Origin of the sequence: Bulleidia sp. zg-1013 (assembly GCF_019798045.1) — a bacterium.
GTDB lineage: Bacteria > Bacillota_I > Bacilli_A > Erysipelotrichales > Erysipelotrichaceae > Bulleidia.
Map to the genome: position 1 here is coordinate 91757 of NZ_JAGXEX010000001.1, position 23283 is coordinate 115039.

Below are 23283 nucleotides of genomic sequence, written 5' to 3' on the forward strand. Positions count from 1 at the left end.
TTTCTCCTTTACTTGCCCTTTTTATTTTTAGGCGAATACACAACGGATAATGTATTACCCTCTAATTTAGCTGGTTTTGATACATCCGCAATGTCAGAAATTTGCTGTGTAAATCGTTCAATAACTTCCCGACCAATTTCTTGGCGTGTAATCATACGACCACGGAAACGCATATCAATACGCACCTTCAGTCCATCTTCCAACCATTCACGAGATTTCTTTAATTTCGTTTCAAAGTCGTGTTGATCAATGACCGGTGATAGGCGCAAAGGCTTCACCTCCGTAACTGATTGATTTCGTTTGGCCTCACGCTTCTTCTTTAAATCTTCAAAATGGTAACGACCATAATCTAAGATTCGGGCAACAGGTGGATTCGCATTAGCCGATACTAGCAACAAGTCCAAATCTTGATCATACGCCACTTGCAAAGCGTCCCTTCTTGATAGAACTCCCATTTGTTCTCCATGCTGTCCAATGACCAAAAGTTCTTTATCTTTGATATCTTCATTTACAATATCATTGACTTCCGGTCTTCTATTTTTGTTATTCTTGATTTTTCCCAAGCAAACCTCCTATTCGATAATTAAAAAGCAGGTATCGAAGAAGTACCTGCTCTCATTTCAATAATCCAGTTATCTCATGACGGCATACCTACCCAAGTCCTAAGGACATCAGGTGAGAAGCGGCGCTCCTTCTTTCCGTTTCAATTACCTAATCATTTAACTAAATTTATAGCGTTTTGTCAACTAATTTTCAAAATTAGCCACTGTAATCATAATCTCTTTTGGTTTCAAACCCGTCATAAATTGAATATTTTCATAAGCTTTGTTTTGAACCAGCTCACAAGTCGCATTCACATTGGCACCAAACTTTAAGTTCATTTCAATAAAGACAGATAAAGCACCCTTTTCCACCTTAATCGTAATTGGTCTTTTCAAACGTGTACTAGGAATTACAACCGCATTTTCCACTTCTTGAATGGATAATTCCACAATGGACGCAATCACCGACTTATTGATTGCAATACGACCTAACTCATTATTCTTTTCTACCACAATATATTCAGCCATCTCAATTACCTCTTTAACTCTCTCTTATTCTATCATTTTTTAAATCTGCTGTGCAATTTCTTTCCTTAATTGCCTATCAAACCACAATAAGTCCCTCTTTTCTTGTATCATCATTTCTAATATATCTTGAAAAATACGACTAATCTTTAATAAATTTTCTTCGTAGTAACAACGAATATCATCAATTTCACACATAGCTTTCCCTAAAGAATGACGGATGCTTTGATTGATTTCTTCCGCTGTTTCACCATAAACACTAATCAGTTTTTCTTTTAACCATTGATCCTGCAATAATAAACGTTCAATCATCCGAATAGTTTCCACAAAGCAAGCAGTACTCTCCTCTTTTTGAATCGCAAATACCATTCGAAAGAATACATGCCAACGAAAATTCACATTCATTTCCTTAAATAAATACGGCACCATTTCTACCAAGAAACCATCTTCTAAATTCTTTGGTTCTTTCAATAAGAAAGCCTTCTTAAAATCAATATCACTCTGTTTCAATTCATCCAATCGTTCTAAATAATCCAACATTAAGAATTCCTTCTGTTCGCGTTGAATAAATTCCTGAATGAAAATCATTTGTGCAATCGTACTCGATGGCTTTTGAAAATCAGTACTAAAACCAAGCCCTTTTTCCATATTCTTTTTCACCAATTCATTTAATGACTTTGCCAAGAACAGTTTAAAATGGAGCTCATCCAGACCAAGTGAAGATACTTTCCCATGGAAAATCTCTGAATAAATCAATTCCAACTGATGATCCATGACCTCCAGATTATCTCTTATTGCCGCTAACATATTGCGATTAAATTGATCATGAACAATATAATCTGAATTCTTATAAATGACTTCATGCTCAATATCCGACCAAAACTGATGCACCATCGCTTTAATCTGAATTTCAAAACGAACCATCTCATCTTGGAGACGATAGTATCCATCAATCCGATAAATCGGACAACCATTCTTTTGCGATTGTGGTTGCGCTGTATCCAAATTTAAATAAATATTTCCACAATCTTTGGCTTGATAAAGACCATTATCACAAGGCAGAAATAAATGGAATAAATTCTCGAAAACCGAAACTTCATGACGAATAAAGCGAACCTGAATGGTTAAGCCAACCAAATCCGATACCTGTGATAAAGCCTCTTGACTACTTTCAAACTTTGAAAAGAATTCTTGACGAATCAATTTTTCTTTTAAACTCTCTTCTGACTTTAAGCGAGATGGGTAAGAAACTACCCCGTCACCTAAATCCACTTGTTCAAAGAAATCTTCCAAATGTTCTTTTATTTCAACATAAAGATTTCTTTTTTGTTTGTACAGAGCTAACACATCATCCACATACTGAAATAAAGCTAAATCCATTTTTCCTCCTAACGAGTTCGCCATGCTTTTGGATAAAGATTTTTTAACTGTTGCCCATCACTGCGACAACCACCAACAACTAAGCCCCTATAACATACTCCATAATAGCCCTTTGGCTTTAAAATAGCCAATGTGTCCCCATGAATATAATGCTGATATTGTTCCTCATTGATATCTATTTTTCTTTCTTTCTTTAAAGATGATGCCATAAAGAAATGATGATCAAAGATAAGTCGTTTATTTCTTATTTCTCCCACACAAACCATTTGACGAACAATTCTTAAGGATTGGCTATCTAAAAATAGCTCATTACCGGCATATAACTTCCCTTGAAATTCATGGAAATATCGATATGGTTGATGGAGAAGCTTGTTTACTTCTTCTTGATAAAAATGTTCGTTCTTGGTTGGAATGGTTTTCCAAATCCTTCTTGTTTCCATTCCTTTTTTATGTAATAAAGCCATAAAATGACCAGAACCTCCATCCATTGGAAATATCCTTCCGGTTTGTGGAAATGGTGAAAAACCAGGGCGACCAAAATTCACTTCAATAGGAATCAATTCCATATCCTCATGTTTCTTCAAAAAAGCTGCGATTTGATCCTCATTTTCTTCTTTCGCAAAAGTACAGGTGCTATACAATAAATTCCCACCTTTTCTTAAACAGATATAAGCGTTCTCCAGGATTTCTGCTTGTCGTTTTGCACAAAGAGAAATATTATCCAAAGACCATTCTTGCACACTACTTTCTTGTTTTAAGAATAAACCTTCACCTGAACAAGGCGCATCCACTAATATTTTATCAAAGCCGGAAGGAAATTCTTGCGCTAACAGCTTGGTATCACAATTTAAAACAATCGCATTTTGAAGTCCATGGCGAATGATATTTTCCAATAAAATCATAGCTCGTTTTGAAACATACTCATTACTCACTAATAATCCTTCTTGTTTTAAATATTCACCAATTTGTGTTGACTTTGAACCTGGAGCGGCACACATATCCAACACATACTCCCCTTTTTGAATATTCAATAAAGCAACCACCGATGAAGCCGAGGCTTCTTGCATATAAAAACCGCCATTTCTATAGCTTGCGATTTGAATAGGTTGAATACCCTCCTTCAAATACGCTCCATTTAAACAAAAAGGACTTCTCTTCAAAAGCCAATCTTGTACATCCAAAGGAAAATCATCCACCTTTAAAGAATTAAAACGAGCATGGCGATGATAAGGTTTCTGATATGCCTCTTTAAAAGCATCATATTCCTTACCCAGCATAGCTTGCATCCGTTTTAAGAATTCCTGTGGTAAATCTAGCCCCATTTTCTTATCACCTCAATTTGATCTTTCATTAATTGGTCCATCAGTTCTTCTGGTGAAGAAAAGTATTTTTCATCGCGTATAAAGCCAAGCCAATATACCCGTAGTTTTTGCCCATATAAATCCTCATCAAAGTCTAAAATATGAACCTCAAGAGATAAACGATTTTGGTATTGAATACTAGGATTATGACCTAAGTTCATCATACAGAGTTTCTTTTCACCATGAATAAAAACATAGCCTCCATACACCCCTTTTTTTGCTAGAATCAGTTCATCAGAATAAGCAATATTAGCAGTTGGGAAGTTTAATTGATGTCCCTTACGCAAACCATGAATTACTTTTCCTTGGCAACTATAGTCTCTTCCTAATAAACGATTGGCTTCTTCCATCTGACCATTCATAATAGCTTGACTAATACGGGTAGAACTAATTTTCCCTTTTTCATCCTCTATCTTGTCAATTTGAAAGATTGGATAAGAACAATGTTTCTGTAAAAAGGAATAATCTCCTTTACCTTGTTTTCCAAAATGAAAATCAAAGCCACATACCAAGCCTTTTAAATGGAGTTTCCCGAGAACTTGTTCAATAAATACCTCCGGTTCTAAAGATGCCATTTCTTTTGTGAAATCTAATAAAATAAATCTTTCAATTCCTAATTCTTCTACTAAGGACATGCGGTCTTCCATCGTTGTAATATGCTTTATTTCTTTCATGTCTTTAATGACTAGCCAAGGATCCGGTTCAAAAGAAATCATCGTTGGAATCGCTTTTTCTTTTTTGGCAAGTTCTATGGTTTTTTGAATTAAGGCTTGATGACCGACATGAATGCCATCAAAGTAGCCAATACAAGCGACCAATTTTTCTTCTATGTTTGTTTCTTTTGCAAGTGTTAAAAAATCTTTCTTCATTAAAACAAGCCTCTTAAACAATGATACCTACCCGATGCTTCTTTTTCATAGGCGGCTAATACTTCCTTCTGATAACACAATAAGACAATTTCTTCCTCACGATCCAATTCTATTTTCTTACCTTGTAAAATAGGCACCGGATTCTCCACCTCAATAAAAGGATAGGCTGGATTAGCGCAATCAAATAAAGAAATAGCCTTAGCATTTTCATCAAAATCCTCTAAAGGAATACTTTGGTCAAGGGATAAATGTTCAATGCCAATTCTTTGTAAAGAAGTCATAATCGCTAACTCACCTAACTTTTTCGCAAAGTCCACAATCAAAGTACGAATGTAAGTACCCGAAGATACAAGCGCATCCATTTCATACATATCATCCTTTAAATAACGAACAGAAAGCTGATTGATTTCTACTTTCACCGCTTCTCGTTCAATATCTTTTCCCACACGAGCGTATTCATAAAATTTTTTACCATGCAACTTTTTGGCTGAATACATCGGTGGTGTTTGAAAATAAGTTCCTTGCATACGAGTCGCTATTTCTTGTAGCTTAATATCACTGTATTTCTTCGCTTTTCTTTCTTCCATAATCGTTCCAAAAGCATCCTCTGTATCACTAGCTTTTCCTAATTCAAATTGAGCAATGTAGTGCTTATGATTTTTCACACAATAAGGAATACACTTTGTACACTTACCCGTTAAAACAATTAAAAGGCCACTGGCTTCTGGATCCAGTGTACCTGTATGACCAATTTTTTTCATCTGCAAAACCTTACGCATCTTCGTTATTACATCAAAGGAAGTCATGCCTTTCGGTTTGTTGATTAAATAGATGGCATCCATGAGGACATTATAGCATTTATTCAATTGACTGAAAGACTTCTAAATAAGGAAGCCGATTTCCCTTACAAAGTGTTTCTATCTTTTCATCTTCATCAATCCATTCCCCTTCTAACAAATCATAAAATAAATGATAGCTAGGGAACACTTCCTTTAAAGAACAATGACTTTGAACTTCAAACCAATGGTCTTCTAGTTTGATTTTTAAAATAATTCTTCTTAAAACAATAGGATTTTCTGAATTTTTTCTTGATATAGACATAGCGCCTCTGCTTTTCTTAAAGAATGAATGCGTTTCATTTGTTGGAAGTATTGACTTATTCGATCAAGAGTTAATGGTCCTTTATACAAAATAAAATGATTGTCTAATTCCGTTTGACTCATTTTTTCATGAATAGAACGAGCTTGAAATTTTCCTTTTCCAATTCGCTTTTCTAAGGTGAATATATCCTCTTGATTCGCATATAAAAATAGAATTGGTTTCTTTATTTCTTCTAATAAAATAGGTGTATAACGAGCCTGCTCATAATCATCTATGATTCCTAACATGGAAGAAGTTAGTAAATTAGAACTTGGTGGTTTTAACCAAATAGAGCGAAGATGATTTTCTTCTTTTTTCTTTTCAATTTCTTCCAATAAATATTCGCGCAAGCGCAATTGATTTTTACTCTTTGTTGGAATGGCTTGTAGCTGAAGGTCCAATTCCACTTTCTTTTCTTCTGGAGTAATAAAATCTTCTAAATAAGGACAATGACCTTGCTGATATTCTTCATCATAGTGAGCAATAAAATCTCCCGCTAGTTTTAGATCCTTTCTTCGATCTTCATGCAAAGTATCTAAACAATCTTGTTTATCGGTTACCTTCATACATATTCTCAAGCGCACATTTGCCCATATTTGTTCAGAAATAATACCGCTGGCCTTTTGGGTAATTAAAATAAAATGGATACCTAGGCTTCTACCAATTCTTGCTAATGTAATAAAAGGATTTAATTTATCCGGAAAGCGTTGTTTAAATTGAGCAAATTCATCAAAAACTAAGATGATTTCCGGCAAACATTCCCAATCTTCTTTTTGTAACGTTTGGTATTGACTTAAACTAGTGATTGGCTTTTGTAAGGAAACGCTCGCTTTTTGAAAAAGAGTCTCTCGATACCGACATTCTTGTTCTAAACCATATAAAGCTCTATCGAATTCATCTATATCTAAGTCACTAATGCTGGCATTAATATAGGGAATAGGCTTGCCCTTGTTCATAAGCGATTGCTTTAAACTTTCTCCTTTAAAATCAAACAAGAGGATTTGAAGCTGTTCTGGCGTGTTTTGACAAGCCATCTTTAATAACCAATACAAGACAAACTCACTTTTCCCGCTTCCCGTTGTACCTGTAATGATGGCATGAGGTCCCATCCCTGTTTCACTTAAGTCTAGGCAAACATTCTCACCCATGTCACAAGATAAGCCTTGTTTGGATAGACTTTGTTTTAAATCATGAACTTGGTAATCATTGGCTCTATATTCCTGTTTATTTTCTTCTATGAGATAATAGCTTCTTTTCTTAATTTCATCTTCAATCTGTATTTCTTGTTGGTTATACAGCAATCTTTTTTCATAAGGATAATGGAGCGATTGTGTGCTCAAAACAAAGTAAGTAGCTTGTTTGAAAGTGGTTAAAGGAATCATTGAAAAAAGAATGGATCCTGACTCTATTTCAAAATCATCATTTGTATAAAAATGTCGTTTCCCATGGTGGTAAAAAAGTGGAAGTTGCTGTAATTCTAAATGTTTCTCAAACCAATCCTTTGAAGCAATTAAATAAGCCGGTATATCCTTGGCTAGATATAAAGCATCCCATTTTTTTATCCATTGGATAAACATTTCTTCACTAGCCGAAAATAACACTTTCTGATTGGTGAAGTTTTCTATTTTTAAAGTTTCAATTTCCTTTTGAAAAGGACAATCCATGTTTTCATGATTGCTACCTAATCCTATCCAAAGAGATGGTGGATGTCTTAAACAAATAGAAGAAGTAAAGAAAGATTGGCTAATTCTTTCTTTATAAGTCTGAAATTGTTTAAAAAAAGATAGCCAACTTTCCTGAACACTTTTTTGATAGTCTAACATTTGCGTTTCTTTATTCTTCTTTTCTTGCTTATTTTCAGCGTAGCGATTCAATGGTTGCCATAAAATAATACTCACAAACATCATGACAGGCATTAAAAACACAAATAAAATTTCTTCTTGTGATTTTCCCTGTTCATACAAACGAAATGATTGTACGGATGCATTCATTAAAGTCGCAAAAGTCATCGTTAAACTAGGTCCCATTTGAAGTAATAAAGACCTCTTTGGGTAAGCAACAATGGCTGGCATAGGAATATGCTTTGGTTGTTCCAACTTCTCTAACTTAGGAAAATAAACTTCTCTTCTTATTCTTGTTTCCAGTTGAACCTTCTTTTCCGAAAGACTGGTATTCACCAACCAACCAAACGCATGCCATTCAAGATGATAGTGGTAATAATCCAAGCAATCCCCTTTTTTCCATATCTTATCCAATGACTCAATACTTCCATCAGCTTTTAATTCTAGGCTTGGAATACCTTTGGGAAGATCCTTTTCTAGTTTTAAGTCACAGGGCAGAATATAGCTATACGTTGATTCTTGTTCAATCCAAAGACTATATCGCTTATGACGGTATCTGAAATGAATCCATTGTTTTAACGGTAAAGCTTGTTTATCTAAATAAAAACCATCCTGATACACAATCTTTAGTTTATCCACGAAACATTCATTCAACACTATCCTTCTAACTCTTTTTTGATAACAAAGTAGTATTCTCATGAAACAACCATAATCGAAATATAGACGGTATGCTCTTGGTCTTTGGTTTGTATACGAATAGAGCTTGCCCCTTCTTGTAAGCCTTTAAAAAGCAAAAAATTATTTTCAATAATTTCAGGATGAACCACTTTTACCTCAACGTCTTTTAAAGAATAGCCACTCGGTAAATCAAGAAGTTCAACGGATACTACTTGTCCTTTTTTAACGGTATAGCTTAAACTTTCCAAGGCGAATCCATCTCGATAATGAATCGCTTCTTTATCTCTTGGTGGATTTAAGCGACAAGCCTCCAGACCATTCCCCTTTGCTTTAAAAATGGTGGCTTGTTTCTCATTTAGTAAAGGGAAATTCGCTTTCATACCCAATCGATTTAAAAAACTATTTTCTTGATTGAAGAAAACCTCCAACAGCCAATTCGCTGAATAATCTTTACAATAACGAATGCCTTCTTTTTGTTGAATTTGCTCGTCAAAAGGTCCTTCTAGCTCTTGCCCCTTGCGATAGCTATCGTAAAAAACAATTTTATCCTTCAAACGTCCTTGAATACCTGCTTTTAAACCTACATTTGCTAAGTCATAATGGGCTAAACGCAAAGCCAAGCTCACATTCGCAAGCACAGAAGCAGACGCATTGGATTGCAGATAATTTTGTTGACTGGAATTTGAAATCCAACGGATATGAGAATTACGAATTTGAAACCCCAAGAGGTTCATTTGTTGTAAAGAGAAGTGAAGATAACCCTGCATATCCAATTCTGCCACGAGAGATAAATGCACATTCAAACTAGGAAATTGAGGAATGGGGACTTGAATAGAACATAAAGGAATTCTGGCTTTCACAAAGTGCTCTTTTGGAATGAGATAGGATTGAATATCCCTTAAATTTAGATTGGGATTGAGCTGATAGCTTTTTTTATTTTCCTTTTCAATACCGGCTTTTTGATTGGATTGAAAGCGAAAACGAACATAAGCATCCGGTATCCTTAAGCCTCGAGAATGCCAATCGTATTTTAACGATAAACCACTAACATCCATTTGTACAAAAGCCTTTGCTTTTTTAGGAAGTTGTTTTTCAGCTCGTACATAAACACCTGATGAATCTAACCTTAGTTCCCCTTGATAACCAAAGATTTGAATGGGCTTAACATAAGAAGAGGACTTCAGTGCCATTGGCTGAAGTACCTCTGAAATCGGTTGAACACTTGCTTTTGACCAATCCACCTTCATTTCGCCTGAAAGGTCTATCTTTTCCGTGAATTCTAAAGGATTGATACTTTCTAAAAAGGCTTTTTTATCCGCTATTCTTTTAATACGATAATAGTTTTCTTTGTGTTTTAAAATCGTCCCTTTTTTGATAGAAGATTTTTGTCCTAGGTGGAATGACTTTTCTTTTTCATTGAATTGTGAGGAATTGATTTCTTGTACATCCATACCTTCTTTCCACTCCACTTTTCCTTGATTTGACTTCACTTCTTTATCATCTAAATAACGAACGACTTTCTTCAAAATTTCAATCGCTTTCTTTTTTTCTAAGACTTCTTGAGGATGAAATAGTTGATGCTTATCTACGTCCACAATCCCTAAAGAAACTGCTTTTTCAATGTGCTTTGGAAACTGAGATTTATCCTTATCTTTAATGCTTGGACTGGATAGCTCTTTCTTAGGTTCCCACAAGTTTACAAGGGTATACGCCAGCCATTCTTTCGTTAAGGATTTTTCTAAATCAAAATGGATTCCTTCTTCCACAATCTTCCAATCTACCGCAGTTTGAACTATCTCAAACTGCGGATGATTTTTTTGGATGTGAAGAAAATATGGTTTTTTTGTTTTAGTTGCTTCAATATGGGCTTCTTGTTGTAAGGCTTTTAACCAATTTCCTAATGAAATCGTATCTTTCGTTTCTTTTTTACAAGCAAATAGAGAAAGAGATAACAAGGCACATAAGACAATCTTTTTACACTTGCATACCATTCGCATTTCCTTTTAGACTAGCATCTAAACTCTCATAAGAACTCGTCGTCATTTCTAAGAATTGAATATAGGATTGAATTGTATCCCGCATTTCTAAAAAACGTTTTGAAAATAGTCGAAAGCGATTTTGAAATTCATCTGAAGCTTCGGATTCAAAACTATGCTGGACTAGAATCATTTTCTGTTTGATGGCTTCTAGGGTATCCATCATTTGTTGAGATTGTTGTTTGAGATGATCACAAGATTCACGAACATTCGCAATTGATATTTGTATAGCCATAAAACCCTCCTATCCTTTTAATCCTTGGACTTGTGATACTAAATCCTCTTGGACTTGACGATAGCTATGCGTGCTTTGTTTTAAAAATTGAATGTAGTCATTGAGGATAAGACCAATCTGTTGGATATCTTTGTGGTATTCCAATAAACGATTGGTAAAAGCCTCATTGTCTTTTCCTTGCCAAATATCCTTTAGATTTAATACCGTGTTCATCAATTGACCACTTTGATTTTGGTATTGTTCTAAAGCTTGTTGCAACTGATTGGCTTGCAATTCTAATTCTTCCGGTTCAACTTTAATCATAAAAACTCCTTTCTCTTTCTTATTCCCAAAAGAATCGAAACTCCATAAAAAAGAGGAATTTATTATACACTCTGTTTAGATAAGTAATTTTATTTATATCAAGGTAATGACTTTTTCCATTACCTTTGTGTTGTGATGGATTTATTTTCAAGGAAAATCATAGACTTGAGTATTTCTAAGCGCCATAATGGTAGCATTCTTTGGAAGATTGAAAAATGAGATGTATTATAGCTTTGAGAAAGACTATTCTTCCTTCTCAGAATTCTCAAAGGCTATTGATGAATATATAGATTATTATAATAACAAAAGAATTCAGGTAAAAACAAAATGGATGCCAGCTGTACAATACAGGACAGCATCCATGTGTTCCGCCTAGTTTATAAATATGTGTCCGGGATTCCGGGTACATATCAATGTACATATTCTGATTCGGTTTGTTGAGAATAAAAAAGGAGGACTTCTACACTCTGACATAAGAAGTCCTCTTGATATAACAGAAAAAACTTTCTATTATATGTTCTTTATTTAGTTTTTAAAGTTATCAAATAAATAAAATTATTTGTTTTCTTCTTTTCTATTCTTTTTTCTTAAAAGTCCAAGTAACAACCATGCAATTCCTGATAAACCTAAAAGACTTGCGTATAGAGTAAGATTAGAAGCATCGCCTGTCTTCGGTAATGGTTTATTCGGTTTATTAGGTTTTTTCGACGGGGTATTCGGAACTCTAATGTTAGTAACAACATATCCATTCTTACCACTTTTTGTAATCAAACTCTTGTATCCATTGCCGACAGGCTCTTCTTTTACAGTGTATTTTATCTTCTTTCCTGCCTTGTATTCATCAAGGTTTGTGAAAGTTCCTGTCCAGTTATCTGCCTTTGTCAAGGTTAATGTCCTAGCTGTTTCTTTGCCGTCTGCCAATAACTTGACAGTTATGCTGTCTGGTCTTACTCCGTCTTGGTCATTCTTATCTTCCCAAGCTTTTGTTACCTGAATGCTTGTCTTTCCGGGTGTATATGAGTTTGTAATATCATAACCATTAATCTTGACTGAATAACCTTCTACCACTTCCTCTGATACTGTATATGTAATCTTCTTTTTGTTTTCATATTCAGGCAGATTTTCCCAGGACCACTTCCAATTACCTTCGCTATCCTTTTCTATTATTTTACTGTCAGCCTTAACAACTTCACCGTCTCCAACTTTCTTCATTAAGTTGATAGTTATTTTTTCAGGTCTTTTGCCATCTTGGTTATTATTGTCATTCCAAGTTTTTGAACCTTCAACTTTTATACGATTATTGTTATAGATGTTGGTAAAGGTAAATCCATCAGTTACAGTTCCTTTAACATCAAAACTCCAATTACTGTTTGCATTCCATGGATTATCATCTTTATCCACTTCAGCTACTACATACTTTATTTCATTACCTCGGTCATCATACTTAGGCACCGTCCAAGTTACTTCATTTACACCTTCTACTTTTTGTTTATCTCCAACATTCTCATAGTTTCCATTAGTGTTTTTTCTGAGTTGGAAGTAGAGGTCTTTTCTATCACCGCCAAAGCCGTTGTCGACCCACACCTTCTTTGCATTTATAGTTGTCGTTTCCGCCTTTTTTAACATCATTGCAAGCCTTAACCATATCTTCATATTCTGAGACATATTTGGCGACTCAAATATAAAATAAAGATGGTAAGTCATAGCATATCGACTGCCGGGATTAAGTTTTACCTCATTGTCAGAAGCAAGAATTTCTCCAATATATGCAGGTTTTCCTCCGAGATTGATTTTTTTTGCCCCGGACTGATTTTTAATTTCTACTTTTTCAATGTTCTTTGTATTATCAGGAAAATCAAATCCTAATTTCAAATCCCTTCCATATATTTGGTTATAGTCATTATTTGTAAAATCGTCCTTATATACCATTGAAAATGTTTCAATGTTTTTTTGAACATAGTAAGGAACCTTAGTATCATTTACGATTTCCAATTTGCAAATTACATGATCTCCCGGCACAAGACCCGGTGCCATTTCTTGCCACATCTTTTCCGCCACATCATAATCGGCAACCCAATTGCCTGTTTCACTATCAAAATTTTTGTTATCTTTTATGATGTCGCTTACTTTCATAGTTATAGTTCCCGCATCATTTACTTCATCAGAAGCAAATACAGGTTTAACAGATATAAATAAGCCGAATAACATTATAAAAACTAATAAAAATGAAGTTAGTTTTTGTGTTTTTCCATCTTTTTTCATATATTATCTATCTCCTTCTTTGTTTATTGCTTCAACTTTTAGAAATGAACTCAGACTTTAAATATCAATAATGTTAGACTTTTATTTACAGGTAAAATCATATAAGTTAATTATAATCTGCTATCTGTCAAATAACTCTTTTGTTTATTGTACCATGAAGTTGTGATATTTTCATTAAGAAGAATTTTGGATCATTGTACAATTCTTTTTCTGAAGTTCTTTTGTCCAATACCATCCGGATTATCAATCCACTGACCGAATCGATACATTTCTACGGCATTTAGTTTAAAAGCATAATCATATTTCATACAAAAACCCCTTTCACTGGATTTGTCCGGTAAAAGGGGTACATATCATCTTGTCCAACTTTTGGGGTTCACTTCATTGTTCCCCTTCATGAATTTTCTTGATAATTTCATCGATATGGCGACCTTGTTCCTCTACTTTATCAATCGCAAAGATGAGTTCTGGGGTTCGACGAATATCTAAACGTTGACTCAATTCCGTACGAATAAAACCCTTCGCTCTATTCAATGCCTTTAAGCCCGCTTCTGCTCTTTCTTTTTTACCCAAGAAAGCCACATAAACGTAAGCGTAACTATGGTCATTAGAAACCGTAACATCGGTAATTGTCACAAAGCCAACATCCGGATCTTTTAGACTGAATTGAATGATATCCGAGATATTCTTATGGATAATTCCTTCCAATCGTTTCTGTTTGATACTAGTAGCCATAATTAAACCGTCACCTCAACTTCTTGGTCTTGATAGGCTTCAATCGTATCACCAACTTTAATATCATTATAATTTTCAATCGTAATACCACAATCAAATCCCGTCGCCACTTCTTTTACATCATCCTTAAAGCGCTTCAAAGAAGCTAATTGTCCTGTATAAATCACAATACCATCACGAATTAAACGTACTTTACAAGCCGATACTAGCTTACCATCGGTTACCATACATCCACCAATTGTACCCACTTTTGAAGCCTTATAGGTTTCACGAACTTCGGCTTGACCAATTACCACTTCTTCATAAACCGGTTCTAACATACCCTTCATCGCTAAGGTCATTTCTTCAGTTGCTTTATAGATAATATCATGCAAACGAATGGAAACACCGGACTCTTCCGCTTTCTTACGCACATTCGCATCTGGACGAACCGCAAAACCGATAATCATCGCATTCGACGCATTCGCTAACATAACATCCGATTCTGTAATCGAACCGGCGGTTGCACGAATCACATTGACCTTAACACCTTCCACTTCTAACTTTTCTAAGGAAGACTTCACAGCTTCAGCCGAACCTTGTACATCCGCCTTGACGATAACCGATATTTCTTTAATTTCACCAGCTTCAATTTGTTCTGAAAGATCTTCTAAACTCATAGCTGAAGTCTTACGACGATCGCTTTCTTGCTTACGACGCATACGACGTTCTGCCATCGCTCTCGCTTCTTTTTCATTTTCATAACTGCGGAAAATATCTCCTGCCTCCGGAACCGCATTTAAACCAATGATCTCAACCGGTCTGGATGGACCGGCTTTCTTTAAGACATGACCATCTTCATCCATCATACGACGTACTTTACCAAAGGCAGTACCAACTACAATTGGGTCTCCTTGATATAAGGTACCATTTTGAACCAGCAGGGTTGCTACAGATCCACGTCCCTTATCTAGTTTCGCTTCCACAACCGTACCTGTCGCAATGCGATTTGGATTAGCTTTTAATTCTAAGACATCCGCTACCGTTAAGATAGTTTCTAATAATTCTTCAATACCATCCCCCTTACGGGCTGAAGTATTTACGAAAATGGTATCACCACCCCATTCTTCCGGCATAATACCTAGTTCTGATAATTCATTCTTGACACGGTCTGGATTAGCGTCCGGTTTATCCATCTTATTCACCGCAATAATCATTGGCACATTCGCCGCTTTTGCATGGTCAATCGCTTCTCTTGTTTGAGGCATGACACCATCATCTGCCGCAACCACAATAACTGCCACATCGGTAATACCGGCTCCGCGCGCACGCATAGCTGTAAAAGCTTCATGACCTGGTGTATCTAAGAAAGTCAAAGGACGATTATTAACTTTAACTTGATAAGCACCAATCGCTTGGGTAATTCCACCAGCTTCTTTATCCGCTACCTTGGTTCGACGAATGGCGTCTAATAAAGTTGTTTTACCATGGTCAACATGACCCATAATGGTGATTACAGGTGGACGTGATTTCAAACTATCTGTGTCATCCTCTTCTTCATCCTCTAAACTAAATTCATCTTTTTCTTTCACTTTGGTCGCATCAATATCATAGCCAATACAAACCATTTGAACCATTTCATCATCCAAGGTAGAGTTAATCATAACCATCTTACCTTCTAAAAATAATGCCTTGATGATATCAGAAGCTTGTTTGCCAATCTTATCGGCTAATTCACCAACTGTAATTCCATCGGAGTAAGTGATTTCATGAACTTCTTCTTTCTTAGCGATTGGTTTTTCAGCACGATAATTCCTATTTTTCTTATTGTTGTGATGATTCTTCTTTGTGTTATTTCTCTTATTGACTGGCATAAACCCTCTCTTTCTATTTCACTATTTGATTATTGAACGGCTCTTAAAATCTCCTCATAAACATTTTCATCTATTTTCATTTTAAACGCTCTTTCTAATGCTTTATTTTTTTTGGCAAGCTCCACAATAGAAACTTCCTTTTTCAAATAAGCACCATGTCCATTTGCTCGACCGCTAAGATCCACATGGATTTCTCCCGTTGGTGTCCTTACAATTCTCAATAGCTCTTTTTTGGGGAATTGCTCCCCGGTAACTACGCATTTGCGTAAGGGAATTTTCTTCATCATGACTAGTTGTCATCCTCCTCGTCATAGTAATCTTCATATTCATCGTAATCGAAATCGTATTCTCTTTCTTCTTCAGCTCGTTGCTGAGCTTCGATTTCCGCCAATTCTTCTTCTGTGTAGATAGGAAGATTGTTTTGGGAAGCCAACTTCTTTTTAATTTGTTCTTCAAGTTCTTTATTGTTGATCTTGATTTCTTCTTCCTCGTTCTTCTTTTTCTTCCATTTCTTCTTCACTTCTTGCCTAGGAGCCTTATTGTCCACTAATTTTTCAAATACCGACACATAGGTTGCTTTATTCGCCAATTCTTCCAAGTTAGCGTGTTTGGCGGATTTCTTTTCTTCTTTCTTCACTTCAACCGGTTTTTCTTCCGCAATAGCCTTCTCTTCTACAACAACTTCTTCAATCTTTTCTTCTTCCTTGACTTCTGGACTTGTTTCTTCAACATGATCAACTTCTTCAACTAAGCCATCGTCCATCACTTCTTGCATTTCCTCCGGGAAAAATTCTTGTTCTAATTCTTCTGAATTTTCAGCCCTTAATTTTTCTAATGTTTCAAGACGCTTACTTTCTGCCAACTTAGCCGCTTCTAATTCTGCTTTGCGGATTTTTTCTAAGGCTTCTAACTGAATCTTTTCTTTACGTTCTTTAGCCTTTTCCATTAAAGCCTCATAGTTCACTCCATTCGCCTCTAATTCAGCACGTGTCTTAATATCAATCTTACGGTTGGTTAATTTAACTGCCAAACGAGCATTCTTACCACGCTTACCAATCGCTAAACTTAATTGATCTTCTGCTACGATAACAATCAAAGAACCATCTTCATTTGGAATAACCGCTTCAATTTCTGCTGGTGATAAAACGTTTTGAACTAAGGAAGTAATATCTTCACTCCATTCAAAGATATCCACTTTTTCACCCTTTAATTCCTTAATAATTTCTTGCACACGAGCTCCGCGAGGACCAATACAAGCCCCAATTGGATCGACTTCTGGATTATGGCTTAAGACAGCCATCTTCGTACGTTCACCAGCTTCTCGAGCAATGGCTTTAATTTCTACAATCCCTTGGAAAATTTCTGGAACTTCGGCTTCAAATAAGCGACGCACTAACATCGCATCTCCTCTCGAAACAAGCACTTGAGCACCTTTACTTTCCTTGTTGACTTCTGTAATAACCACCTTAATGCGTTGGTTTTCTTTTAGCCTCTCCCCCGGGATTTGTTCACCGGTTAACATCAAAGCAGTTGTCTTACCTAAATTCACCAAAGTGAACTTATCTTTAATACTTTCAATCGTACCAAAAACCATTTCATGTAATTGACCAATGTATTCGTTATAAACTGCTTCCTTTTCAGCTTCACGAATCTTTTGACGCATCACATTCTTCGCTAAAGTAGCTGCTGCACGAGACATGGTTTCTATTTCAACAGGACGACGAACCGTATCGCCAATTTGTGCATTTTTATCCAAAGTGCGTGCTTCCTCTACGCTCATTTCCAGCTCATCATCTTCCACATCTGTTACAACAACGTAGTTTTGAAACAAATCAATCGATTTCTTCTTTTCATTGATTTCCGCTACAACATCAATATCCGGCAATTCTTCATTCTTCTTATAAGCTTTCGCCATTGCTTCTTTTAAAGCATCTAAGATGACAGTTTGAGGAATATTTCTTTCCTCTTCCACATCCGTTAAAGCAATGAGTAATTTTTTATAATCTAATTTCATTTTATTCTCCTAAACCTTTACTGCATGGCGTATAAACGCAATATTTTTTTCATCTAATACAATTTTCTTTAAAACCGCTTTTTCACGATATTGAAGCATATATCCCTTTTCTGTTACGGATAAATAACCCTCAAGACTTTGGTGCTGATTAACCGCCTCTTTAAAATCCACATGAACATAGGTTTCTTTTTGAATGAGATGAATATCTTTGATTTCTCTTTCTGCACCCGGAGAACAAACCTCTAAGTTATACTCTTCAGGTATTGGATCTTTTTCATCTAAGATTTCTGAAATCCATTCGTTTGCTTTAGCACAAGCATCTAAATCCGTTTCACCTTGTAAGTTGTTGACACTAATTTGTAATGTCTTTTCATCGGAAATCCATTTTACTTCTTCCACTTCAAAGCCATGTTTTTGCAGAGCTGAGGATAGTAAAGCTTCGATTTCACTAATTTGTTTCATAAGCCTCCATACACAATAGAAGGAGTGCCGAAGCACTCCTTTTCTTTCTATGACTATAGTCTACCTGTTTTATTCCAAAATAGCAAGCCCTCTAATGGTCTGTTTCACCATAAACTCCAGTATTGTCAAACATATGTGACAAAAAACTATCTAATACTTAAGTAGCCTTATTAAAATAATTTTCAATCATTTCATTTGACGTCTTAAATCCAATACTATTCTTGCTATATCTTTGAAACAATTTGTATATTCCTTTTTTGCTTTTGAATCTTCTTCTACTGTAAAACAACTCATGTCGCATTTATAATAAAACTTACCCAATTAATTCCACCCATAAAATTAGCTCATCCTTTGATTACTATTAGATTTTGGGCAAAAGGGATCTATTGAATAATAATTTCCAGATATAACTTTTGCCCTAACATAACAAATCCCTTTTCCATATACGCATTCTTTAAATTTTTCACACGAATAGCACTCTGTATTTTTAAATAGTTCTCTATTTGGCTCAATTATATTCTTTAGATTAATTGAGTCCCAAATATCAAACAAACTGGATTTATATATGTTTCCGACTTTTAAGTCATTTCTAATAAGCCTTTCACAAATTCCAACAGTACCATCTGTAAAAACTACAATACCACTCTTCCCCCACTACAAGTTTGAATATCAGTGTAACGTTTGGATTGATTGAAAGAAATGGGTTTGAAATCAATTGGAGAATCTATTTAAATTCCACAATATAGTAGTTCTTCTTACCTTTTTTTAAAATCATAAATTCCTGATCAATCGCTTCCTCTTTGACCAAAATGCCATCAATCGCTTGAATTTTAATACCATTAATCGAAATAGAACCCTGTTGAATTAGTTGACGAGCATTCGATTTCGACTTACAAATTTCCGCTGCTACTAAAGCATCTAAGATACCAATACCACTATCCACTAATACCTTCTTAGCATCACTTAATCCCTCTTTTAATTCCGCCGAACTTAAAGTCATAAAATCACCTGAGAATAAAGTTTCTGAAATACGCAAAGCTTTCTCAAGACCTTCTTGTCCATGAACATAAGTTGTTAGTTCACTTGCTAAGGCTTTTTGTGCTTCTCTTCTTTCCGGTTCTGTTTCAACCAAGTGTGTCAAATGTTCAATTTCTTCTGGCGACTTTAGGCTTAATCGTTTCAGATAATCTACAATTGCATCATCTGGAGTATTCAGCCAGAATTGATAGAATTCATACGCATTCGTACGGCTTGGATCTAACCAAATATTCTTTCCTTCACTCTTACCAAACTTAGAACCATCACTTTTCGTGATTAGTGGTGAAGTAATTCCAAAGACCTCTGTATCATTGCCCTCTAGCTTCTTAATCAAATCCATGCCGGAAGTTAAATTACCCCATTGATCCGATCCACCAATTTGCACACGACAATTGTATTCCTTAAATAAATGATAGAAGTCAATGGCTTGTAAAATAGTGTAAGAAAATTCTAAGTAAGATAAGCCGGTGTTTACTCTTTTTTTAATTGTGTCTTTTTGTAACATATAAGCGATATTGAATTGCTTGCCAAAATCACGTAAAAAATCCAAGGTTGTCATCTTTTCCAACCAATCATTATTGTTTACCATCACGGCAGCGTTATCACCCTTAAAGTCAATAAACATTGCCAATTGGTGTTTAATACATTCCACATTGTGTAAAACATCCTCATGTCGCAATAATTTTCTTTCCGTTGTTGGACGTGGATCACCAATCATGCCAGTAAATCCCCCTGCTAAGGCTAGAACATGATGACCGGCCTTTTGGTAACGACGTAATAGCATAATCTGCTGTAAATGACCCACATGTAAAGAATCGGCTGTTGGATCAAAACCACAATAAACCGCTGTCGGCTTTTCTAATTGTTTCCGCAAAGCTTCTAAATCTGTGTAATCTTTAACTAATCCTCGCCATTGTAATTCTTCTAAAAAATTCATATTTTCTCCTTCTAGGGCATATAAAAAGCGCCCTTCATTCTAAGGACGCTATTGCGCGGTACCACCTTAGTTCATAGATTTATCTATGCCCTTAACTACCTTTAACGCAGGCTAACGATTTACCTTTTGAGATAAATAGCTCCAAGATGTATTCCCAATTCTTCCAAACAAGCTTTTTCACCGAACAAGCTCTCTCTACAATTCTTCCAAATGGTACTTCTTCTCTTCAACGCTTTTGGAGTATTTTAACAAAACCAAACAAGGTTTTCAATCTTTATTCTTTGGTTGATTGACGTGATGTAAATAAATAACTCAATTCAATCGAATCTTCACGATCTTCATTTTCATTTCTTTGTAGCATCTTGGTCATCATGCGCATAGATACAGCCCCTAAATCATAAGACGGAATCGAGAATGAGGATACCTGTGGACGCATAATAGTGTTGTATTTTGTATCTAAGATACAAACCACTTCCATATCCTCTGGGACTGAAATATTATTTTCTCTTGCAGCATTGATAATCGCCATAGCTTGTGAATCGCGATAGCCAATCATCAAATCATAACGATGATTCTTTAACCAATCCTTTAAAAAGCCATACGAAGTGCGGGTTCCGGCCGGTAAATTCAACTGACCATTAAATTCCTTACCCTTAGAAACAAAAGCCTTCTTTGCTCCTTGTAAGATATGCTGATATTGTTGTGGATTTTTGCGATCTTCTAAAATTGCAATATTCTCCTTACCTTCTTCAAGATACTTCATCACCAGTTCATAAATAGCTTTTTCAATATTTACATAAACTGAACATACATCTTTCGCTTCAATTTTGTTGCCAATCACAACGACAGGAATATTATAGCGATTTAAAGCAACCATATCACCGGCTCTTAATTTATCATTGAAAATAATCACCCCATCTACATGGGATTTAATAATATCTTCCACCACTGAATTCAAATCCGTAATACCATCTGTAATCGTATGCAACATAATGTTGTAATTGTAAATCTTAGCGACATCGATTAAACCGTTGATAATTTGACCAGTATACGTGAAAGAAGCTTCTGGAACAACCAAACCAATTGTTGTTGTTTTCTGTAGAGCTAAGCCTTGCGCAATCGCATTTGGCTTATAACCTAGCTTTTCAACCGCATTTTCAACCCTTTCACGCGTTGGTGCTTTCACCACATTTGAACCATTGATAACACGAGATACCGTTGCTAAGGACACATTCGCTTCACGAGCGACATCATAAATTGTTACACGTTTCATATTCAAACCCTATTTCTTATCATTTATTTCATCTTGGATTTTATGCCAAATTGTTTCGCCAACTTCTTTAACCTTTGTAAAAGTATCTTGAACAAAATCACTTTGGATGACTTCTCTTGATTTATCAAAAATGATTTTAGCGCCTTCTTCCACTTTAGGCAGAACCTTTTTTCCAAATTGTTCTTTACCCTCTTTTGCCTTAGCTGATAAAGTTTTCCATTGTTCACTCGATTGAACGTCATCCCAAGTATTCGATAATTTTTGACGACTTTTACGCGCATGTTCTTTGATGTAAGCTAGCGTCTTTTGGAATTGTTCATTGTCGGCTATCTTTTTTTCTAAGTCTTCGACTTTTTGAAACGTTTCTTCCTTTAATTCCTTTGTGTTTTGTTTCATTTCTTCAAACAAATTCACTTCCCTTGGAACATCATCTTCCTCGAAAGATTCTGCTTTTTCTTCCTCTAACTGCTGTAACTTCTTTTTTAGGTCTTCAACCGTTTTTTCGATGTTTTCAAAAGAATCATCATAGTTTTCATTCTTATTTGTCATTTAAATCTCCCTCCTCTTTTTTCTTTTTCAAATTGTCACTAACCGCTTTACTTGCTTTTGATACAGCTGAAGATACCTTATCATGAATAGAATCTAAGCTCTTAGAATACTTAACAGTTGTGTCCAAAGGAGCTTGTACTTTTTCAAGACTTTCATCCACCAACTTCATTGTCGGTTCTAATTGGTTCACTGTTTTATTGATGGATTCTAATAAGGTAATCAACCGCTTTAAAACCATACAGATAAATACCAAAACCACTACCCCTAAAACAGGTAGTAATTTTGCACATACTAGTTGTAAATCATTCAATAATGCATCCATATAGTCTACCTCTATTTAATATTATAAAGATATTTGTAAACACTTTCAATTAAATGTAATGAAAATCATTAAAACATTTTCAAAGATTCAATTAAAAAAGAGGATACTCTGAACTGAACCCCAAAAGTTGACCATCAAACTAACTTTTGGAGCTGTACTTCATCTCATCCTCTTTAAATACCTTAATGCTTCATCGTTTTTTTAATAACCGTTGTGGAATCTTCTGCATCTTCCAGCTCATCATCAAATAAATTTAATTGCGGAAAAACACCACTTTCACTATCATACATTGTATCCCCTGCCGATACTTTGCCATAAACCTTATCACGCTCATTTAAAATATCATCCAAGGAGAACTCAGGAATTTCATCATCGATTTGGGAATCATTTAATAACACACTCGAAGGTGTTTCCTTCACTTCTTCTTTAACATTGTGAATAGGATTATTTCCTTCACTACCCCACATTGGTGAAAGAATCGTTGTCACATTCTCCATATGCTTCTTCTTTTCTTTCTCATTTAGTTTTGAAGCAGTTGATTTCAAGGCATCAACATCCTTTTCATTTGCACCAAAAATAGGACTAATGACAGGTTGAAATTTGTAATCAAAAGATTTTGTTTCACTCACCTTACGACTTTCTTTTTTCATACGTTTTGCCGGTGCACTAGCTTTCTTATCATCAATTGTGATGTTAGGAAAAGATGGCTTTGGTGTTTCAACAATTTTTTCTTCTTCTACCGGAACAACCGGTGTTACCACTTTCTTTTCTTGAACTGGTGCGATTGGTTCCGCTATCTTTTCCACAACACTTGCTTTTTCTTCTTCCTTCTCAACCGTCTCATTTTCTAATTCTTCCGGTATTTCATCTTCAAATAATAAATTTTGTATCTTCTTAATCATAGAATTTTCAGCCCTTCCTATGTACT

Annotated in this window: 24 protein-coding genes and 1 other annotated feature; of the genes, 1 reads left to right on the forward strand and 23 read right to left on the reverse strand. The window is 35.4% G+C overall.

The features are described from left to right. Nucleotides 1–8: 8 nt before the first annotated feature. The 11 genes from infC to K7I92_RS00485 all read right to left on the reverse strand — a co-directional run bounded on the left by infC (nucleotide 9) and on the right by K7I92_RS00485 (nucleotide 10910). Complete coding sequence (gene infC / locus K7I92_RS00435; protein ID WP_203245629.1) at nucleotides 9–563, reverse strand: translation initiation factor IF-3; 555 nt, start codon at nucleotides 561–563, stop codon at nucleotides 9–11. Nucleotides 564–746: 183 nt separating this feature from the next. Beyond that, nucleotides 747–1070, reverse strand: a complete 324-nt coding sequence (locus K7I92_RS00440; RefSeq protein WP_220281626.1) for an Asp23/Gls24 family envelope stress response protein — start codon at nucleotides 1068–1070, stop codon at nucleotides 747–749. 39 nt (nucleotides 1071–1109) lie between these two features. Further along, nucleotides 1110–2447: a hypothetical protein gene (locus K7I92_RS00445; RefSeq protein WP_220281627.1), complete on the reverse strand. Its 1338-nt coding sequence runs from the start codon at nucleotides 2445–2447 to the stop codon at nucleotides 1110–1112. An 8-nt stretch (nucleotides 2448–2455) separates the two neighbouring features. After that, nucleotides 2456–3769: an RsmB/NOP family class I SAM-dependent RNA methyltransferase gene (locus K7I92_RS00450; RefSeq protein WP_220281628.1), complete on the reverse strand. Its 1314-nt coding sequence runs from the start codon at nucleotides 3767–3769 to the stop codon at nucleotides 2456–2458. Then, a complete protein-coding gene (gene ribF, locus K7I92_RS00455) occupies nucleotides 3760–4677 on the reverse strand; it encodes a riboflavin biosynthesis protein RibF (protein ID WP_220281629.1) in 918 nt (305 codons plus the stop codon). Before ribF ends, K7I92_RS00450 begins: the two co-directional genes overlap by 10 nt. Next, entirely contained in the window at nucleotides 4677–5519 is an 843-nt protein-coding gene (gene truB, locus K7I92_RS00460) for a tRNA pseudouridine(55) synthase TruB (RefSeq protein WP_220281630.1), read from the reverse strand. The genes ribF and truB overlap by 1 nt, the downstream gene beginning before the upstream one ends. Nucleotides 5520–5535: 16 nt before the next feature. Next, nucleotides 5536–5778 carry a hypothetical protein gene (locus tag K7I92_RS00465; protein ID WP_203245623.1) on the reverse strand — a complete coding sequence of 81 codons (243 nt, stop codon included), beginning with the start codon at nucleotides 5776–5778 and terminating at the stop codon, nucleotides 5536–5538. Further along, complete coding sequence (locus K7I92_RS00470; RefSeq protein ID WP_220281631.1) at nucleotides 5736–8312, reverse strand: FtsK/SpoIIIE domain-containing protein; 2577 nt, start codon at nucleotides 8310–8312, stop codon at nucleotides 5736–5738. Before K7I92_RS00470 ends, K7I92_RS00465 begins: the two co-directional genes overlap by 43 nt. A 41-nt stretch (nucleotides 8313–8353) precedes the next feature. Then, nucleotides 8354–10327, reverse strand: a complete 1974-nt coding sequence (locus K7I92_RS00475; protein WP_220281632.1) for a hypothetical protein — start codon at nucleotides 10325–10327, stop codon at nucleotides 8354–8356. Beyond that, nucleotides 10311–10607, reverse strand: a complete 297-nt coding sequence (locus tag K7I92_RS00480; RefSeq protein WP_203245620.1) for a WXG100 family type VII secretion target — start codon at nucleotides 10605–10607, stop codon at nucleotides 10311–10313. Before K7I92_RS00480 ends, K7I92_RS00475 begins: the two co-directional genes overlap by 17 nt. A 9-nt stretch (nucleotides 10608–10616) precedes the next feature. After that, nucleotides 10617–10910: a WXG100 family type VII secretion target gene (locus K7I92_RS00485; protein ID WP_203245619.1), complete on the reverse strand. Its 294-nt coding sequence runs from the start codon at nucleotides 10908–10910 to the stop codon at nucleotides 10617–10619. A 187-nt stretch (nucleotides 10911–11097) separates the two neighbouring features. Here K7I92_RS00485 and K7I92_RS07595 point away from each other — a divergent pair, with 187 nt between their 5' ends. Further along, nucleotides 11098–11286, forward strand: a complete 189-nt coding sequence (locus tag K7I92_RS07595) for an IS3 family transposase (RefSeq protein WP_220281633.1) — start codon at nucleotides 11098–11100, stop codon at nucleotides 11284–11286. A 179-nt stretch (nucleotides 11287–11465) separates the two neighbouring features. On the opposite strand, the gene K7I92_RS00495 is transcribed toward K7I92_RS07595, so the two are convergent. The 12 genes from K7I92_RS00495 to K7I92_RS00550 all read right to left on the reverse strand — a co-directional run bounded on the left by K7I92_RS00495 (nucleotide 11466) and on the right by K7I92_RS00550 (nucleotide 23257). Then, complete coding sequence (locus K7I92_RS00495) at nucleotides 11466–13172, reverse strand: Cna B-type domain-containing protein (RefSeq protein WP_220281634.1); 1707 nt, start codon at nucleotides 13170–13172, stop codon at nucleotides 11466–11468. Nucleotides 13173–13553: 381 nt separating this feature from the next. Next, nucleotides 13554–13907, reverse strand: coding sequence for a 30S ribosome-binding factor RbfA (gene rbfA, locus K7I92_RS00500; RefSeq protein WP_220281635.1), 354 nt, complete (start codon nucleotides 13905–13907; stop codon nucleotides 13554–13556). A gap of 2 nt (nucleotides 13908–13909) precedes the next feature. Then, nucleotides 13910–15760 carry a translation initiation factor IF-2 gene (infB, locus tag K7I92_RS00505; protein WP_203245615.1) on the reverse strand — a complete coding sequence of 617 codons (1851 nt, stop codon included), beginning with the start codon at nucleotides 15758–15760 and terminating at the stop codon, nucleotides 13910–13912. Nucleotides 15761–15789: 29 nt separating this feature from the next. Continuing rightward, nucleotides 15790–16044, reverse strand: a complete 255-nt coding sequence (gene rnpM / locus K7I92_RS00510) for an RNase P modulator RnpM (protein WP_203245774.1) — start codon at nucleotides 16042–16044, stop codon at nucleotides 15790–15792. A gap of 5 nt (nucleotides 16045–16049) precedes the next feature. After that, entirely contained in the window at nucleotides 16050–17774 is a 1725-nt protein-coding gene (gene nusA / locus K7I92_RS00515; protein ID WP_220281637.1) for a transcription termination factor NusA, read from the reverse strand. Nucleotides 17775–17783: 9 nt separating this feature from the next. Beyond that, nucleotides 17784–18236: a ribosome maturation factor RimP gene (gene rimP / locus K7I92_RS00520; RefSeq protein ID WP_203245613.1), complete on the reverse strand. Its 453-nt coding sequence runs from the start codon at nucleotides 18234–18236 to the stop codon at nucleotides 17784–17786. Nucleotides 18237–18575: 339 nt separating this feature from the next. After that, a complete protein-coding gene (locus K7I92_RS07600; protein WP_220281792.1) occupies nucleotides 18576–18875 on the reverse strand; it encodes an SPASM domain-containing protein in 300 nt (99 codons plus the stop codon). Nucleotides 18876–18960: 85 nt separating this feature from the next. Then, on the reverse strand, nucleotides 18961–20211 hold the full coding sequence (tyrS, locus tag K7I92_RS00530) for a tyrosine--tRNA ligase (RefSeq protein WP_220281638.1): 1251 nt from the start codon (nucleotides 20209–20211) through the stop codon (nucleotides 18961–18963). Nucleotides 20212–20249: 38 nt separating this feature from the next. Next, nucleotides 20250–20450, reverse strand: a binding site (T-box leader). A 35-nt stretch (nucleotides 20451–20485) separates the two neighbouring features. After that, nucleotides 20486–21484, reverse strand: coding sequence for a LacI family DNA-binding transcriptional regulator (locus K7I92_RS00535; protein ID WP_203245610.1), 999 nt, complete (start codon nucleotides 21482–21484; stop codon nucleotides 20486–20488). Between the two features lie 9 nt (nucleotides 21485–21493). Next, the gene (locus tag K7I92_RS00540; RefSeq protein ID WP_203245609.1) at nucleotides 21494–22033 is read right to left on the reverse strand and encodes a hypothetical protein; all 540 of its coding nucleotides are present in this window, start codon (nucleotides 22031–22033) and stop codon (nucleotides 21494–21496) included. Further along, nucleotides 22023–22355: a hypothetical protein gene (locus tag K7I92_RS00545; protein ID WP_203245608.1), complete on the reverse strand. Its 333-nt coding sequence runs from the start codon at nucleotides 22353–22355 to the stop codon at nucleotides 22023–22025. Before K7I92_RS00545 ends, K7I92_RS00540 begins: the two co-directional genes overlap by 11 nt. Before the next feature lie 182 nt (nucleotides 22356–22537). Next, nucleotides 22538–23257 carry a hypothetical protein gene (locus K7I92_RS00550; RefSeq protein ID WP_203245607.1) on the reverse strand — a complete coding sequence of 240 codons (720 nt, stop codon included), beginning with the start codon at nucleotides 23255–23257 and terminating at the stop codon, nucleotides 22538–22540. Nucleotides 23258–23283: the final 26 nt, after the last annotated feature.

What these genes read in the sequence shown, in the direction of transcription:
- rimP (WP_203245613.1), bottom strand. Translation starts at nt 18,236, where the DNA reads ATGAAACAAATTAGTGAAATCGAAGCTTTACTATCCTCAGCTCTGCAA.
- ribF (WP_220281629.1), bottom strand. Translation starts at nt 4,677, where the DNA reads ATGAAGAAAGATTTTTTAACACTTGCAAAAGAAACAAACATAGAAGAA.
- nusA (WP_220281637.1), bottom strand. Translation starts at nt 17,774, where the DNA reads ATGAAATTAGATTATAAAAAATTACTCATTGCTTTAACGGATGTGGAA.
- K7I92_RS00550 (WP_203245607.1), bottom strand. Translation starts at nt 23,257, where the DNA reads ATGATTAAGAAGATACAAAATTTATTATTTGAAGATGAAATACCGGAA.
- K7I92_RS00450 (WP_220281628.1), bottom strand. Translation starts at nt 3,769, where the DNA reads ATGGGGCTAGATTTACCACAGGAATTCTTAAAACGGATGCAAGCTATG.
- K7I92_RS00485 (WP_203245619.1), bottom strand. Translation starts at nt 10,910, where the DNA reads ATGATTAAAGTTGAACCGGAAGAATTAGAATTGCAAGCCAATCAGTTG.
- truB (WP_220281630.1), bottom strand. Translation starts at nt 5,519, where the DNA reads ATGGATGCCATCTATTTAATCAACAAACCGAAAGGCATGACTTCCTTT.
- K7I92_RS07595 (WP_220281633.1), top strand. Translation starts at nt 11,098, where the DNA reads ATGGTAGCATTCTTTGGAAGATTGAAAAATGAGATGTATTATAGCTTT.
- K7I92_RS00465 (WP_203245623.1), bottom strand. Translation starts at nt 5,778, where the DNA reads ATGTCTATATCAAGAAAAAATTCAGAAAATCCTATTGTTTTAAGAAGA.
- K7I92_RS00540 (WP_203245609.1), bottom strand. Translation starts at nt 22,033, where the DNA reads ATGACAAATAAGAATGAAAACTATGATGATTCTTTTGAAAACATCGAA.
- K7I92_RS00475 (WP_220281632.1), bottom strand. Translation starts at nt 10,327, where the DNA reads ATGGTATGCAAGTGTAAAAAGATTGTCTTATGTGCCTTGTTATCTCTT.
- tyrS (WP_220281638.1), bottom strand. Translation starts at nt 20,211, where the DNA reads ATGAATTTTTTAGAAGAATTACAATGGCGAGGATTAGTTAAAGATTAC.
- K7I92_RS00535 (WP_203245610.1), bottom strand. Translation starts at nt 21,484, where the DNA reads ATGAAACGTGTAACAATTTATGATGTCGCTCGTGAAGCGAATGTGTCC.
- rbfA (WP_220281635.1), bottom strand. Translation starts at nt 13,907, where the DNA reads ATGGCTACTAGTATCAAACAGAAACGATTGGAAGGAATTATCCATAAG.
- K7I92_RS00445 (WP_220281627.1), bottom strand. Translation starts at nt 2,447, where the DNA reads ATGGATTTAGCTTTATTTCAGTATGTGGATGATGTGTTAGCTCTGTAC.
- K7I92_RS00495 (WP_220281634.1), bottom strand. Translation starts at nt 13,172, where the DNA reads ATGAAAAAAGATGGAAAAACACAAAAACTAACTTCATTTTTATTAGTT.
- infB (WP_203245615.1), bottom strand. Translation starts at nt 15,760, where the DNA reads ATGCCAGTCAATAAGAGAAATAACACAAAGAAGAATCATCACAACAAT.
- K7I92_RS00480 (WP_203245620.1), bottom strand. Translation starts at nt 10,607, where the DNA reads ATGGCTATACAAATATCAATTGCGAATGTTCGTGAATCTTGTGATCAT.
- rnpM (WP_203245774.1), bottom strand. Translation starts at nt 16,044, where the DNA reads ATGAAGAAAATTCCCTTACGCAAATGCGTAGTTACCGGGGAGCAATTC.
- K7I92_RS00440 (WP_220281626.1), bottom strand. Translation starts at nt 1,070, where the DNA reads ATGGCTGAATATATTGTGGTAGAAAAGAATAATGAGTTAGGTCGTATT.
- K7I92_RS00545 (WP_203245608.1), bottom strand. Translation starts at nt 22,355, where the DNA reads ATGGATGCATTATTGAATGATTTACAACTAGTATGTGCAAAATTACTA.